Raw genomic sequence first — 15,778 nt, forward strand, 5'->3', positions numbered from 1 at the left:
TTTCTTGCTATGAAAACAGCGAAACTATTTTTCCAACAAAAGTACTTTCATTCAGTTCGCAATCTGCGACTGGCACTAAACCTGTGTTTTAGAGTTATTTCATGCATCGTCGTCTTGTTTACGGCGCATGCAGTTAACGCTCAAAATGCTATCGTTACAGAAAACCAGTTACCCGGAAACCCTTCTGCACAATGGGATATACAAGGTGCGGGCGATTTAAGCATACAGGGGTTTGCTACAGACATTAGTGTCAATAAGGGAGAAACGGTGCATTTTAAAATTAAGACCAACGCGAGCAATTATTCAATCGACATCTACCGCATTGGTTACTACCAGGGCAACGGTGCAAGAAAAGTTGGCACCGGCGTTATTACAGCAACACTTCCGCAAACGCAACCAAATGATCTGTATGATGTTGCTACAGGTCTGACAGATTGCGGCAACTGGAATGAATCTGCGCACTGGGATGTGCCTGCGACGGCGGTTTCGGGCATTTACATTGCTAAGCTAACCCGTGCGGATAACAACGGATCCAGCCACATCACTTTTGTTGTAAGAGATGATGCAAGCACTTCAGATCTGTATTTTAAAACATCGGACGGCACCTGGCAGGCTTATAACAACTATGGAGGCAACAGCCTCTACGAAAACAATTCGGGAACGGCCGTTCCGGGATTTAACCACGCAACAAAAGTAAGTTACAACCGGCCATTCTATACACGTAATGGCGGCGATGCAGGTGAAGGCGGCATAGCTGAAGATTGGGTTTTCAATGCCGAGTACCCAATGATAAGATGGTTAGAAAAAAATGGCTTTGATGTTTCATATACATCAAATGTAGATGCAGACAGAAGAGGTGATCTGATCAGGAATCACAAAGTCTTCCTGTCTGTTGGCCACGATGAGTACTGGTCCGGTCAGGAAGTAGCAAATGTCACAGCTGCAAGAAACGCAGGTGTGCATCTGGCGTTTTTCAGCGGCAATGAAATCTATTGGAAAACACGTTATGAAGCGAGTACAGATGGCTCCGCCACTTCATACAGAACGCTTGTTTGCTATAAGGAAGGAACACTGGGTGAGAATGTATGTGGTGGTAAATGCGATCCGCTTCCCAACGTATGGACAGGCCTTTGGCGCGCCGGGTGCGAATATCCGAATGCAGATGGCTGCAAACCGGAAAACGGGTTAACCGGACAAATTAGCTGGAAAGATTATACCGGGGCTATTACAGTTCCGGATACCTATAAAAATTTACGTTTCTGGCGCAATACTTCAATTGCTTCACTCGGAGCAGGACAAACGGCAACATTATCAGCCGGCACACTTGGCTATGAGTGTGATTTTGAACAATACGAATCTTATTACCCGGCTGGACGCATAAGACTATCAAGCACAGCTATTGGCAACGACAAACATGCATTATCCCTATATAGGCATGCAAGCGGAGCATTGGTTTTTGGCGCAGGAACTGTACAGTGGTCCTGGGGACTTGACGGGGTTCACGATCGCGGCGGTTCTGTTGAAGACCCCCGCATGCAGCAGGCTACTGTTAACCTGTTTGCAGATATGGGCGTGCAACCTGCTAGCCTGCAAAGCCCGTTAACAATTGCAACCATGTCTACAGACTTGATCGCTCCTTCGTCTGTTATTGCAACGCCTGCTGCCAGTGCACTGCTGCCTACCGGTACTGCTGTGGTAATTAGTGGTACCGCAGCAGATGACGGAGGCGGTGTTGTTGCCGGGGTTGAAATTTCAACAGATGGCGGCGTAACGTGGCAAAGAGCTGACGGAACAACAAACTGGAGTTATTCATGGACACCAACTACAACCGGTTCAGTCACCATTCACAGCAGAAGTTTTGATGACAATGGAAATATTGAAGCCATGGGCTCAGAAAGCGGAGCCAATACCGTGAACGTAAAAGTTTACAATCCATCAGAACCCAATTGCCCCTGCAATGTATTTCAACCAACTGACGTGCCCGCTATAGCAAAGGATAACGATGGTACTTCTATTGAAATTGGATTCAAGTTCAGATCCAACACAAGCGGGTTTATAACAGGCGTTAGATACTATAAGGGCGCAGGCACAACAGGAACACATATTGGCCACTTATGGTCATCCAGCGGCGCATCCCTTGCGCAAATAACTTTTAACAATGAAACAGCTTCCGGCTGGCAAGAGGCGAAGTTTTCAACCTCTGTAGCTATAACAGCAGGTGTTACGTATGTCGCTTCGATATTCAGCAGCTCCGGAGACTATGCCAATACCAATCCCTACTTCACGAGCACGGTGACTAACGGTCCTCTTTCCGCACTCGCCACAAATATTGACGGGCCTAATGGTGTATACAAGTACAGTCCAACGCCTGTATTTCCTACCGATTTTTACCAGTCAACCAACTATTGGGTAGACGTGGTTTTTGAAACCCAGGCAGGACCGGATATAACTCCTCCTGACATTGCATTTACTGCACCGGATAACGGATCAACCAAAGTAAATGTAAGCACGGCTGTAACGCTAACATTTGATGAACCGATCAACACATCATCGATTACGGCGTCTACCTTTATGTTGCTTGATTCTTCCGGCGCAGCTGTTCCGGCGAACATCACCTATGACAACCAGGCAAACACTGCCACTTTAAAACCAATTGCAAACCTGGCCTATTCAAAAAAATATACGGTGGTAGCAAAAGGCGGCAGCTCCAATCCGGCCATTAAAGATCTCGCAGGAAATGCGCTGAGTGCTGACACCAGTTTTTCCTTTACAACACAAGCTGTTCCGCCGCCGCCACCAACCAACGGCACGGGTGGTCCTATTCTTATCGTGAGCGATCCAACCAATCCTTTCAGCAGATACACAGTTGAGATTTTAAGAGCTGAAGGCTTGAATGAATTTAACGCGATGGATATTTCCCAGGTAACTACATCTGTTCTTAACAGCTATGATGTAGTGGTACTGGGCGAGATGAGTATTTCATCGGCACAGGCAACTATGTTCAGCGACTGGACCAACGCCGGCGGCACACTGATTGCATTCAGACCCAATGCACAGCTATCAGCTTTATTGGGAATTACACAAACGGGTTCAACATTAAGTGACAAATACATAAAAGTTGATACCTCTACAATCTCCACAAGAGGCATTGTGAGCCAGACAATACAATACCACGGCACGGCAGATCTTTACAACCTGAACGGCGCGACAAGCCTGGCTACGTTATTCAGTGATGCTAATACTGCAACCACATATCCGGCGGTAACAATTAAAACTGCCGGAACAGGAACAGCAGTGGCGTTTACATATGACCTGGCGAAATCAGTCATTTATACAAGGCAGGGCAATCCTGCATGGGCAGGCCAAAAACGTGACGGACAGATTGATCCTATCCGCTCAGATGATCAATTCTTCCCGGACTGGATCGACTTCAGCAAAATTGCTATCCCGCAGGCAGATGAACAGCAACATTTACTTGCTAACCTTATCATTAAAAACAGTTTGAAAAGGAAACCACTTCCTAGACTTTGGTTCCTTCCGAAAGGCTTTAAAGCTGCTGTCGTAATGACCGGAGATGATCACGGAGATGCTGGCATGCAGCCGCGGTTTGACATCAACATTTCTGAAAGTCCTACGGCTTGTTCCGTGAAGGATTGGGAATGCATACGATCCACCGGCTATCTTTATGTTGGCTCCACATTTACCAATGCACTCGCTAAACATTATGATAGTCTTGGCTTTGAAGTTGCACTGCACGTAAACACCAACTGTGGTAACGTTACGGCCACCCAATACCAGTCATTTATTACCGATCAGATGAGCGCCTTCAGCAGCACCTTACCGGGTGTACCCACACCTTCCACCAACCGCAATCACTGCATAACGTGGAGCAACTGGAGCACGGTACCTGAAGTTGAAGTTGCTAACGGTATAAGGCTTGATGCCAACTACTATTACTGGCCAGATGCATGGATACATGGCATGTCAGGCATGTTTACAGGCTCCGGAGTTCCAATGCGGTTTGCAAAGATCAACGGTGAATTAATTGACTGCTACCAGCTAACCACTCAAATGCCTGATGAATCCAATCTTACGTTCCCCAATTTTATTGACACGCTTTTAGATAAGGCAACAGGTCCGGAAGGCTACTATGGCGTGTTTACAGCCAACATGCATTTCGACAATCCCGATCATCCGGGTGCAAATGCAATTGTTGCATCAGCCAAAGCACACAGTGTGCCCGTTGTTTCCGCCAAACAAATGCTTGACTGGCTGGATGCAAGAAATGCCGTATCATATACCAACATGTCGTGGAATGGATCATCGCTTACTTTTACGCTAACTGCCGGAGCTGATGCGCGCAACCTTCAATGTATGATCCCACATGCATCAGCAGCGGGTATGTTAAGCAGCATTACAAGGAATGGAGCTGCTGTTACCTATCGTACCGAAGTAATTAAGGGTATAAACTACGCTTTCTTTACTGCTACAACAGGTGATTATACAGCTAACTATGGAACTGCTGACAATTCAGCTCCGCAAATTACTGCCGTTACCGCCACTGTATCAGCAGACAGCGCAACCATTAAGTGGACTACAAATGAAGCTGCCAGCTCAAAAGTAAACTACGCTCCTGCCGGCCAGCCATTAACCAACATGGTATCAGACACAGCATTAGTCACCTCTCATACCATGGTAATTAACGGTCTTACTTTTGGAACAACCTATTACTACCGTGTTACATCAGCAGATAAAGCAGCAAACAGTTCAAGCAGCCCGGTTGCTCCCGATTCGTTAACCTTCAATGTACCGGTTCCAAACTCAGCACCGGTAATTACACTGCAGCCACAATCAAAAGCTGCTTGTCCCGGCGCAGTAATTACATTTAAATCCACAGCAACAGGAACACCTGCTCCAACCGTTCAATGGCAGTCAAGCACCACCGGAACAACATGGAGCAATATAACCGGTGCAAAAGACACAATTCTAACAGTAACTGCATCAACAACGATCAACGGTACACGATACAGAGCCGTGTGGTCGAACAGTGCAGGCTCCATTACATCCGATTCAGCAAAAATTACCGTTAGCACAACTGTTACAGTTGCCCTCTCTGCAAAAAGCGCTGTAACCTGTAATGGAGGTTCCAACGGAACATTAACCGTAACCGCAAGCGGCGGCACCGGTCCTTATCAATATAAACTGGGTAGCACAGGCACTTATCAGCAAAGCCCGACATTTATGAACCTGAGAGCCGGCAGCTACACCGTTTATGCAAATGACCTGGGATGCGGCGGAACAGGCAGTTTAGTTGTGACAATCACACAACCAACCGCGGTCAAGGTAGTACTGGTTAGTCAGACAAATCTTACCTGCTATGGAGTGGCCACAGGTTCTCTGACAGTATCGGGCACCGGTGGAACCGGATCAATTTATACATTCAGAATTGGCACCACAGGTACATTCCAGAGCTCGCCTACTTTCAGTAATCTTGCCGCTGGTAGTTACAAAGTTTATGCACAAGACTCCGTGGGTTGTATTTCTCCCACTGCATTAACCGTAACCATCACACAGCCCGCTGTAGTTAAGGCAGTATTGATTTCAAAAACAAATACATCCTGCAATGGAGGTTCAGACGGAACTGCCACTGTATCCGGTACCGGTGGAACAGCGCCTTACCAATTCAGGAATGGCGTTAGCGGAACATTCCAAACTTCACCAACGATTACCGGATTACCGGCAGGATCTGCTAAAATATATGCCATGGACAACGTTGGCTGCGTTTCTCCAAGTGCACTTTCAGTGTCGATATCACAACCCGCGGCGCTGAAACTCTCCATAGCCAGCCAGACAAATGTAAGCTGCTCCGGCGGTTCAAACGGATCAGTAACCGTATCTGCAACCGGGCAAAGCGGAACTTATCTGTATCGCCTTGGCACAACAGGAACATTCCAGGCAAGCCCAATATTTACTGGTCTTAAAGCAGGCACATATACCATATATGCCCAAACAACGTTGTGCCCAACACTTGCCAGCATAAACGTAAAAATCACGCAATCAAATACACCATGTATTGCCGGTGCAAGAATCGGATCAGGAGAAACTTCCATAAGGCAATCTTCCGCAATGGATTCTGTTGTAGCGAGCACATCAAAATTTGACGCCAGCGTTTCACCGAATCCTAGCGCCAGCGATTTCAGTCTTGTTGTTAAAGGAACAGACGATAAGGAGGTGACAGTAACTGTTTCCGACATCCTGGGCAGACCGGTATATTCATCTAAGGGCGTTATCACCGGCGCAATACGCTTCGGCGAAAATCTACAGCCAGGAGTTTACATTGTAAATATTCAACAGGGCAAAGAAGTTATATCACTACGGATAATTAAGCAGTAGAAAGACGTTCTTCCGGCCGGTCCGGACGAACAACGTCACTTTAAATAAACAATTCTAAAACGCTTTCCATGAAAACTTCTTCAAGAATATTCGTAGCCGGCCATAAAGGCATGGTCGGCTCATCGTTGGTAAGATTGCTTTATAAACAGGGCTACCATAATATTGTTACCAGAACGTCCATACAACTGGACCTGCGGAATCAACAGTCCGTTGCAGATTTTTTTGAAAGCGAAAAGCCGGAATATGTTTTTCTGGCCGCTGCAAAGGTTGGTGGCATTATGGCAAACAACACTTACCGCGCTGAGTTTATCTACGATAACCTGGCAATTGAAGCCAATGTTATACACCAATCATGGTTGTCGGGCGTTGACAAGTTGATGTTTTTAGGGTCGTCCTGTATATATCCAAGGCTGGCGCCACAACCATTAAAGGAAGAATATCTTTTAACCGGTATGCTGGAACCAACAAATCAGCCATATGCCGTGGCAAAAATCGCAGGAATTGAACTTTGCGACGCATACAGGGCGCAATACGGATGCAATTTCATTTCAGTAATGCCAACCAATTTGTACGGCGCCAACGATAATTTTGATCCGGAAAAATCACACGTGCTGCCAGCATTATTGAGGAAGTTTATTCTTGCTAAAAGAAATAACGATCCCTTTGTTGAGCTTTGGGGAACAGGAAAAGCTTTGCGTGAATTTATGCATGTAGACGATCTGGCGGATGCCTGTATATTTTTGATGAATACCTACGATAGCGCCGGAGTAATAAATATTGGCACGGGAAAAGACATCACGATTCATGACCTCGCTCTCACTATTGCGGGGATCACCGGATACACAGGAAATATATACTTTGATACATCCAAGCCCGACGGTACGCCTCGTAAACTCCTGGATGTAAGTAAGCTCAATGCGCTTGACTGGCATGCCACAACGCCACTTGAACAAGGGTTAAAGGTTGTATATGAAGAAATAAAGGATATAGACTTTGATATGGAGAAAGCGAAGGTTGCTTATTATAGTTAACAGGCATTTTTCATTATCAGGATGCACTTGCCATCCCGCAAAGAGCGACCCAAAATTCAAAGCTTACAAGAACACTAACAGATGCTCTCGCAACCAATTCACAGATAAAGAAACAACCCATTTAGTTAACGCAAAAGGAATTCAAAAACAACAAAGCCAGCAAAGTCTATTTTTGCTGGCTTTGTTGTTTTGTAGCCGCCACTACATTTTTACTAACAGTGGTGCCGCAGATTACGCCTGTTTTAATAGAAGATAAAAAGTTACGCCACCTTAGAATCGTGAATTTCCAGCTTTCGTTACTGCTGCCATAAAACTTAAAAAATAACGGGAAGCAAGGCCTGCATCATCATTCATATGATCGGGGAATGCAACATTACCAAGGTAATGTGTTAGTACAGTTACGGAAGCATAAGAGAGCGTTGAATGAGCAGCAGGAAATTCAGGATGAGCGTGCAGGATTGAAAGGCCCGGGAGATACTCTCTTTGACCTGGAACAGGCTTTAATAACCTTTTGAGAATTATTTAATTTGACTCATCACCTTGTCTACCATTCTGTCGCACCTGGAAAGGTGAAAATTGAAAATATCTTCTTTTCTGTAATAATTAGAAAGCAAGTCTCTCAACAATGCTTTGGCACGGTTTAATCTCACCTTTACGTTCACTTCGCTGATAGAAAGACACGCTTGTGTTTCAGCAACATTCATATTTTCAATCTCACGCATAACAAAAACGGTTCTGTATATTTCGGGCAGTTTACGGATAGCTTCCTCCAATATCGTTTTCAGTTCTGAGTTAAGAACTTTAGTCGCTGGAGTTTGGGTTTCACCTGCCAGTCGATATTGCCATTCACGTTCCATATTATCATCATTCATTGTGATGGTGCTACCCCTCTTTTTTAAACGTAATAAGCACTCATTAATCAGTATTCTTGTAAGCCACGTGGAAAAACTTGCTTTAAAGCCAAACTTGCCAAGATTCTCATAAGCATTGATATAAGTCACCTGCATGACATCTTCAACCTCCGTATCGTCATTAAGGATAGAGATACCCACCTTGAAGAGCCGCTGGTTATACCGGCGTACAATAAACGCATAAAGGTCTTTCTCTCCCTGTAATATCCTGGTTATCAACTCGCCGTCTGATGTGGTGGTTGTTTCACTCATTTCTTCGTGATTCATTTTGGTTATTGATACTTGTATTAGAGTGTGTGCTACAAAAAAAGGTTACAAAAATACTGCAGTATTTTTTGCAATCTTTTTCCTTCTCTCCCACTCATCAACTGAATTATAGAAACAACAGAAACAGGAATGATATTAAACGCGGATGAAGAAACATTGTAATTATGTATATGTTCATACACATTGCAATGAAATAGAAAAATAAAATCCCAGGCATCCTGTAACCTTTCTCCTTCTGTTTACTCTAATTAGTATTAAGAACACACAAATAAATTAAAAATGAAAAGAAAAGAACCCGTAGGGGTTGTAGCAACAATTGCTATTACTGGCTTAATGTTGTTCTCCATTCCGGCTATAGCCCAGCAACCGCTCAAACTATCCGACCCTGAAGTAGCTTCAGTAGCTGTTACTGCCAATCAGATTGATATAGACTATGCACAGATCGCCTTGGCAAATTCAAAAAATGATGATGTATTGAATTTTGCAAAGACAATGACAAATGACCACAAAGCAGTTATTGCGCAGGCTGTAGCCCTGGTAACTAAGCTAAAAGTCACGCCGCAAACTAACAGTCTTACTAAAAAATTGTTGGATGACGCCGAAAAAACAAAGAAAGAATTACGTCCCAAGAAAGGGAAAGAATTTGACAAGGCCTATATTAATAATGAAGTGGCTTATCATAAAGCTGTTATTTCAGTAGTAGAAACAGTACTCATTCCGGAGACAGATAATTCAGAAGTAAAATCATTATTACAGAATGTAGTACCCGCATTAAAAACACATCTTTCACATGCAGAAATGTTACAAAAAAAGATCGTTGAATGAAAAACCTGAATAGGATATTTAAAAGGGTTACTTATTTTCTCTTCGCCTTAGTAGTGTTGGGTAGTTGTTCGGGTAGAAAAAACGGCGAGGCAGGCCCTGTAGCTGAAAGGGCACCACAAACACATATCGTTGAAATACGCCAAATGGTTTTCTCACCTGCAGAAATCAAGGTGAAAAAGGGAGATTCAATAACATTTATAAATCATGATCTTGTTGCTCACGATATAACAGAAGCGTCTTCAAAGGCATGGACTTCGTCTCCCCTGCAACCAGAGCAAAGCTGGAAACTGAAAGTTACAGCATCTGCAAACTATTACTGCAGTCTGCATGCGGTGATGAAAGGTAAGATAATAGTTGAGTGATATTTTGTGAAAGTGGCTGGTATGTTATTGTTGGTTGCTTTTGATAATGGACAACAAACGCTTCGCTTCCTGCGGAGCGTTTGTCTTTTAATTCATACCCTGTCAAATTTTAACCTTGATATTCTACAGAAAAAATAGCTGAATTGAATGTAACCTTTCTGTCATCAAAATCTCTAATGAAGAGATAAACGGCAGGAATAAAGATTGGCCAGGCATAGATGAAATCATAATTAAACAATACTATTATGAGATACAAAAAACAAATAATCATAGCACTGATATCCTCAGCGGTTGTCTGCTTAACTCAATGCAAAAAAAGTAACGACAGCAGTCCTGAACATACCGATCCTGGTTTAGTTACCGATGGAAAAAATATTTTTCGCTTTGACACTTTCGGTGATGAGGATTTTTGGAGTAACCTGCTTCATATTGACAAAGCGATTGCCGGAGCAGCCAATGGCGGATTTGGTGGTGGGGTAAGCCCACGAACAGCACTGGCAGTGGGCCTAAAAGTGGATGCGGAATCGTTGCCGGCAGATGTAGTGGCAGGCATCCGGTCCGGCACAGTTAATCTGGATGATCCGGCAACTACACTTGTTCTTTTAAAATTTAATTCAGTAGTAGGTGTCAAGGGTACATTTAATGAAAAGGGTTCTTTAACATCAATCGGCATTACGTGTGCAGCCTGTCATTCAACAGTAGACAATTCATTTGCACCCGGTATAGGTAAAAGGTTGGATGGGTGGCCTAACAGGGATCTGAACGTGGGCAAAATCATTTCATTAACCGACAATGCACAACCGATTGCGAATATGTTGCATGTTGATGAAACAACACTACGCACAGTTCTTGGAATGTGGGGACCGGGTAAATTTGGAGCTATATTATTTATGGATGGAAAAGCTTTACGTCCTGATGGCGGAGTTGCTGCTAATCTTATTCCGGCTGCTTTTGGATTAAAGGATGTAGCACTTACCACTTATACCGGGTGGGGTGATATCAGCTACTGGAATGCATTTGTGGCTAACCTGGAAATGCATGGTAAAGGAAATTTCTCGGACCCGCGATTGAACGACCCGGTTAAATATCCGATTGCAGTTGAAAATAATTTTTTCAATGTAATGAATACACCTGACCTTATAACATCTAAACTGCCTGCATTAAAAGCATATCAACATTCTATTGACGCACCCAGGCCACCGGCTGGTAGTTTTGATATAGCAGCAGCAGGCCGTGGCAAGGGGATATTTATGAATAAAGCACAATGCGCATCCTGCCACTCACCACAGTTATATAAAAATCCAGCAACCATTTTGCATACTCCTGCTGAAACAGGTATTGATGATTTTGAGGCAAAACGTTCTCCTACCGGCAAGTACCGCACCACTCCATTAGCAGGGTTATTTGCAAGAGCAAAAGGCGGTTTTTATCATGATGGCAGGTTTGCAACAATCCCTGATGTGATTAACCATTATAATAATCAGAAGAGTCTGCATTTGACCCTATCGGAGAAACAAGACCTGGCGGAATATCTTAAATCACTTTAACATTGACTTTTTAATTGTTCAAAAAAAGATATGCGTTCTTTATAAATGAGAGACCTTATATCTTTTTTTGTGTTCCGATTAACTTATTCATCTGCGTTTCAATTATATTGTTTTTCAAATTTCAAATCAACATTACATCAATATCGGCTTCGGTTGTAGCGAAGCAAATCCAGGTGATAACAAACATAACCAGCAGCATGCTTTGCCGGTGGTGGCTCATGGTTTTTAATAGTAACTTGACTTAATAGTCGAATGCATTTCTATTTTCTATTTGACAATACTTATAACAACCTTGCCCGAGCGCACCCTGTTTACCCGTAAAGCATAATCACCATTGCCAAGATTTTTTATTGTATAACTATCATGCCCACCCCTTAAAGTGTCTAAAATCTTTTCTCCATCAAGGGTTATTTCAACTGGTTTAAAAGAAAGGCGCAGGTAATCCGTGCCGTCTTTTTCCCTCGCTTTATAGGTAACGTTCTTGTGGCTATAAACCACATCCGTCAAAACGCTTGTTGAATAAAGAATATGGTTTTCATGTGCAGGCGCCCATTCGGGAATGGCGGCAAACACATGGTAAAACATCCTGGGGCCTTCGCCATAGCAATCGGACCACCACGAATGCACATCTTTACTCACAGGGCTTTCAAAGGCCTTACCACTTTCATCATTGCAATAAGTAACCCAGTTCAGAGAACGGAACGCTTTTTCTTTATAAACTTCATCGCCTGAAACTGCATACCAGGCCGCGCATTGGGCAGCATATCTTGCGGTTTGGTAATCCATCTTTGGCATAAAATCAACTTGCTCACTTACAAGGTTGGCTCCCCACAGCGTGGAAGGCTCGCCGGGCGCAGACTTGGTGATGAAATTATCCTCTGTCCATTTTATCAAACGCGGAAGGGTGTTCTTCCATCCGGGATCAAAATCCCTGGAATCAGCAATAAACAGTCCTGCATTGCTGGCGCTCATATTACTGAGATTGCGTGTGCCCTGTGTAAGATTATCCGTATGTCCATCTACCCATAAACCGTTTTGTACGGGATACTTCAACAACCAGTCTCTCACATTTTCCAATGCTGTTTTATAAGCACCTGTTTCACCGGCATCATCTGCTATCAGCATTTTTAACAGCCTGATACAACCAAACCAGTTGGTGCCATAATCAGACACTACTTTCCCCGTACGCATGTTTACCACATAAGGCCAGGGGGACCGGGTAGCATTGCCCGGAGCAATTTTTTTCGCCAGCACATTGGCGACATTGATCGCGGCTTCCTTGTATTTTTTATCTCCGTAAAAAAGATAAGCGCGATAAAAGGTTGCACCTATATCGCCGGCATGGTCTACCTGCACATCGTCAGTTGAAAATCTTTTCGCGGTGGTAAAACCGCGGTACTCGGTCTCGCCGGCGTCTGATCCTGTCTGTGGAAACCCTGGCCAGGTATAGCCGGCAGGGGTTATTCCATGCGCAAGGCTATAATCTATCAAGCCTTTCGTAATGGTCAGCGGTTTCATATCGCCCGTGTAGGCATAGAAGGAAACTGCGGATTCAAACCAGTTCGGAATTTTTTCACCAACATCATTCATCCAGCTATCCGGCATCAGCCCATGGTCCGAATCGATAAAAGCGCAATAAAAATAATACTGTGGATAAGAAGACCGTGGTGCTGGCCCCGGGCTCATAGGCACCTTTGTTTCCATAAAATTCCAGCGGAGCCGGAGGAAATGATCATAAGCGTTCGATGCATTATTTTTCCATGGAAGTAGTTTCCCTTTGTCGTCCAATTGTACAATGTGTCCACAAAGTGTGTTGTCAGTATAATATTGCGCGCCCACGCGCAGTCCCAACAAACAAGGTAAAATAAAGAAGATGCTGTATTTGATCGTTGCACGCATGTTGATTCATTTAGAAGCTAAAAGATGTTTTATTGAATAACGAAAGAACGGACCAGGGGAAGAAGAATATCATCAATCGATTGCTCTGTTCCGGGTAGTGTTGCTTCAGCCAGCAACCAGTGCTCTGTATGTTCAATTGTCTCACCGGGCGCCAGCGTCGACAAAGGACCAAGTGTTTCTATTTCAAGATAATTTCCATTAATGTAGATCTCATTATTACAGTTGTAATCGGGATATACGGCCGACGGATCAAAACTGATTTTTTTAATCAGCACTTCATTATTTAAACAGTAAGCCATCCAGCCCTGCCTGTTGGTTACACCAATTTTTTGTTCCGATGTGTATAAGGCATCCTGTTTTGCGCAGATATATTTCTCTCCCCATGTCCATCTCGGGTCATTCATTTTTGTGTAGTGCCATAGCGCCAGTGAGCGTGCGGGCAACAAATAAGCATCTCCTTCCCCAAACGGCTCCTGCGGCAATATAGCCGTGCCTCCGGGGGAGAGCATGGTGATTGGCCACACGGACAATTGCACATCGCGCTCGTTTTGGTTTGTTACGCGATGTACCACTGTGAGCTCGGCCGAATCGCGGGATAGCGTGAGATCCATTTCTTTTACTATTCCTGTAACGGATTCCCTGTGCTGGATCAAAGTGACATTATTGTCACACGCAAAATACTGCACCATATCATTATCCGGGCTATAACTAAATGGTATGGCCTCCGGTGCCAGCCACAAACGGTGTCCGCCGTAAATGCGCCACTCATCTCCACCTGCAGTGCCCCGGTGTGACGGCACCAGGTATAAAAAATCCTGGCCATTTATAAAGCCGAATTTCACGATGCGCGGACCTACATCAGTGGTAACAATCAACTCCACGCGATCATTGTAGAGCCTGATGCAGTTGGGCCAGCCCCCGTAACTTATTTTTTCATACATGCGCTGATGGTTGTGTTTGCTGTTCAAAAGAGTGGTTAAATGTTGTCAGCACTTCGCACCCGTCATCCGTTACCGCTACCAGGTGTTCCAGTCTTATTCCAAAGTCATCTTTATACACCGCAGGCTCCAGGGCGATGACCATTCCCGGTTGTAATAGCATTGTATTGTAAGGTGTAATGCGGGGTTCTTCATGATAAACAACTCCCACACCATGGCCGCCGTGATGTTCAAAGTTTCCGGCCGCCTGAAGATGGCGACGCATGGCGCTATCCACCTCCTTTGCCTGCACGCCCGGGCGAATGGTGTTGATCCCAATTTCGAGCGCCTCCCTTACAAGATTGAAAGTGTTTTGTTGTTCGGTTGTTGGCATTCCCACCGCAATGGTGCTGCAGGAATCGCCCCAATATCCGTTGAGGCAAGGCGTAAAGTCGCTGAGAATAAGATCGCCTTCGTTGATTATTTTATTCGTGGGCAATCCGCCGCCAGTGGCTGTTGAAGCCCCGCTAACAAAGTCTGCCATAAGCGGCACCCTTGTACCGGCAGCTTCTTCTATTTGGCGCCGAACGAGGTTAAAAAGTTCCAGCTCACTCATACCGCTCCGGGCAAGCCGTAACACAGCTGACTGCCCAATATCACTTAGCCTGGCACTCTGCCGGATAAGTGCTATTTCATCTGCGTCTTTAATGATCCTCAGGCCGGCTATATCGGCGGTTATATCAACCAGTTCAACCGCGGGATACCGCGAACCCAGGAAAAGCAGCAGGCTTGCCGGAAGCGCATTTGGTTCAACACCCAACCTGCCTGTCTTTATTCCAAGCTGTTTGAAAGTTTCATCCAGTTGAAAAACGAATTGATTAACGGCGTCAATGTCCTTTTGATACACGTAGCTTTCATAAGTACTGATAGAAATAGCGGGGTGAATAAAAGGCAACTGCTGTGTTTCATTATCCGCAAGTATAAGGCCGGCCTGTAGCTCCGGTCCAACAACCAGGGCGGCGGGTAACAATTGAAACGGGGACAAGCCGTGCTCAAAATAAAAAAAATAGCCACTCAAATATTTTAGCGAAGCAAAAGAAGTGATAAGGAATGCATCCAGTTTCTTCGCTTTTTGTATTGCTTTTAATTTTTGAATCCTGTTTTCCAAATTACTTTTTTTAAGAGGATGATATCTGAATTGAATGTTTGTTAATTCAATGTCGTTTAGTCAAGCGTATTTATAGCTCCAGCGGAGCTTCCTGTTTGCAGGAGATCAGGATTTTAAAAATGTCATCGGACTCCAGTGAAGTCTCCTGTAACGCTTTACAGGAAGCTCCCAATTGAGCCTAGAGAATCTATTTTTTTTCTTTCTACAAACAGGAAGCTCCTACGGAGCAACACAAGCAAAGTATCTTAACTAAATGACATTATGCTTTAGTTGAGAGTTGTCATACCAAACGCTCGTAAAATATCACCATCTGTTCGATATTTGGGAGACCTCTCCTATCGTCGAGGTGACAATGCGGTTGCTGACTTGCTCAATATTATATACTTGTTATCGATGCTGTTGTGATTACTTTTTCTGACAAGCCATCATCGTCATATCGACAACAGGAGATATCTCCC

The 15,778-nt window shown here is 44.4% G+C and carries 9 protein-coding genes; 5 read left to right on the top strand and 4 right to left on the bottom strand.

The window, feature by feature from the left end; translation table 11 throughout:
* Nucleotides 1–9 precede the first annotated feature (9 nt).
* Nucleotides 10–6,393, top strand: coding sequence for a N,N-dimethylformamidase beta subunit family domain-containing protein (locus QTN47_RS20855; protein ID WP_369331361.1), 6,384 nt, complete (start codon nt 10–12; stop codon nt 6,391–6,393).
* A gap of 68 nt (nt 6,394–6,461) precedes the next feature.
* Complete coding sequence (locus tag QTN47_RS20860; protein ID WP_369331362.1) at nt 6,462–7,424, top strand: GDP-L-fucose synthase family protein; 963 nt, start codon at nt 6,462–6,464, stop codon at nt 7,422–7,424.
* 518 nt (nt 7,425–7,942) lie between these two features.
* On the opposite strand, the gene QTN47_RS20865 is transcribed toward QTN47_RS20860, so the two are convergent.
* Nucleotides 7,943–8,602 (bottom strand): RNA polymerase sigma factor, encoded by a 660-nt coding sequence (locus QTN47_RS20865; RefSeq protein ID WP_369331363.1) that lies wholly within the window; start codon nt 8,600–8,602, stop codon nt 7,943–7,945.
* Nucleotides 8,603–8,881: 279 nt separating this feature from the next.
* On the opposite strand from QTN47_RS20865, the gene QTN47_RS20870 reads away from it, so the two are divergent.
* From QTN47_RS20870 to QTN47_RS20880, 3 genes are all read left to right on the top strand, one after another.
* On the top strand, nt 8,882–9,427 hold the full coding sequence (locus tag QTN47_RS20870; protein ID WP_369331364.1) for a DUF4142 domain-containing protein: 546 nt from the start codon (nt 8,882–8,884) through the stop codon (nt 9,425–9,427).
* The gene (locus QTN47_RS20875; protein ID WP_369331365.1) at nt 9,424–9,789 is read left to right on the top strand and encodes a plastocyanin/azurin family copper-binding protein; all 366 of its coding nucleotides are present in this window, start codon (nt 9,424–9,426) and stop codon (nt 9,787–9,789) included. The genes QTN47_RS20870 and QTN47_RS20875 overlap by 4 nt, the downstream gene beginning before the upstream one ends.
* Before the next feature lie 245 nt (nt 9,790–10,034).
* Nucleotides 10,035–11,336: a hypothetical protein gene (locus tag QTN47_RS20880; RefSeq protein ID WP_369331366.1), complete on the top strand. Its 1,302-nt coding sequence runs from the start codon at nt 10,035–10,037 to the stop codon at nt 11,334–11,336.
* A 267-nt stretch (nt 11,337–11,603) separates the two neighbouring features.
* Here QTN47_RS20880 and QTN47_RS20885 read toward each other — a convergent pair whose 3' ends face one another.
* The 3 genes from QTN47_RS20885 to QTN47_RS20895 are packed head-to-tail and all read right to left on the bottom strand — an operon-like array spanning nt 11,604 to nt 15,320.
* Entirely contained in the window at nt 11,604–13,235 is a 1,632-nt protein-coding gene (locus tag QTN47_RS20885; RefSeq protein WP_369331367.1) for a hypothetical protein, read from the bottom strand.
* Nucleotides 13,236–13,264: 29 nt separating this feature from the next.
* Complete coding sequence (locus tag QTN47_RS20890) at nt 13,265–14,176, bottom strand: hypothetical protein (protein WP_369331368.1); 912 nt, start codon at nt 14,174–14,176, stop codon at nt 13,265–13,267.
* The gene (locus tag QTN47_RS20895) at nt 14,169–15,320 is read right to left on the bottom strand and encodes a M24 family metallopeptidase (protein ID WP_369331369.1); all 1,152 of its coding nucleotides are present in this window, start codon (nt 15,318–15,320) and stop codon (nt 14,169–14,171) included. The genes QTN47_RS20890 and QTN47_RS20895 overlap by 8 nt, the downstream gene beginning before the upstream one ends.
* Nucleotides 15,321–15,778: the final 458 nt, after the last annotated feature.

This window comes from Danxiaibacter flavus (genome assembly GCF_041060425.1).
GTDB lineage: Bacteria > Bacteroidota > Bacteroidia > Chitinophagales > Chitinophagaceae > Danxiaibacter > Danxiaibacter flavus.

Bases quoted from the DNA above. Each gene is read 5' to 3' on its own strand.
- QTN47_RS20870 (WP_369331364.1), top strand. From the start codon at position 8,882: ATGAAAAGAAAAGAACCCGTAGGGGTTGTAGCAACAATTGCTATTACT.
- QTN47_RS20890 (WP_369331368.1), bottom strand. From the start codon at position 14,176: ATGTATGAAAAAATAAGTTACGGGGGCTGGCCCAACTGCATCAGGCTC.
- QTN47_RS20865 (WP_369331363.1), bottom strand. From the start codon at position 8,602: ATGAATCACGAAGAAATGAGTGAAACAACCACCACATCAGACGGCGAG.
- QTN47_RS20855 (WP_369331361.1), top strand. From the start codon at position 10: ATGAAAACAGCGAAACTATTTTTCCAACAAAAGTACTTTCATTCAGTT.
- QTN47_RS20860 (WP_369331362.1), top strand. From the start codon at position 6,462: ATGAAAACTTCTTCAAGAATATTCGTAGCCGGCCATAAAGGCATGGTC.
- QTN47_RS20885 (WP_369331367.1), bottom strand. From the start codon at position 13,235: ATGCGTGCAACGATCAAATACAGCATCTTCTTTATTTTACCTTGTTTG.
- QTN47_RS20880 (WP_369331366.1), top strand. From the start codon at position 10,035: ATGAGATACAAAAAACAAATAATCATAGCACTGATATCCTCAGCGGTT.
- QTN47_RS20875 (WP_369331365.1), top strand. From the start codon at position 9,424: ATGAAAAACCTGAATAGGATATTTAAAAGGGTTACTTATTTTCTCTTC.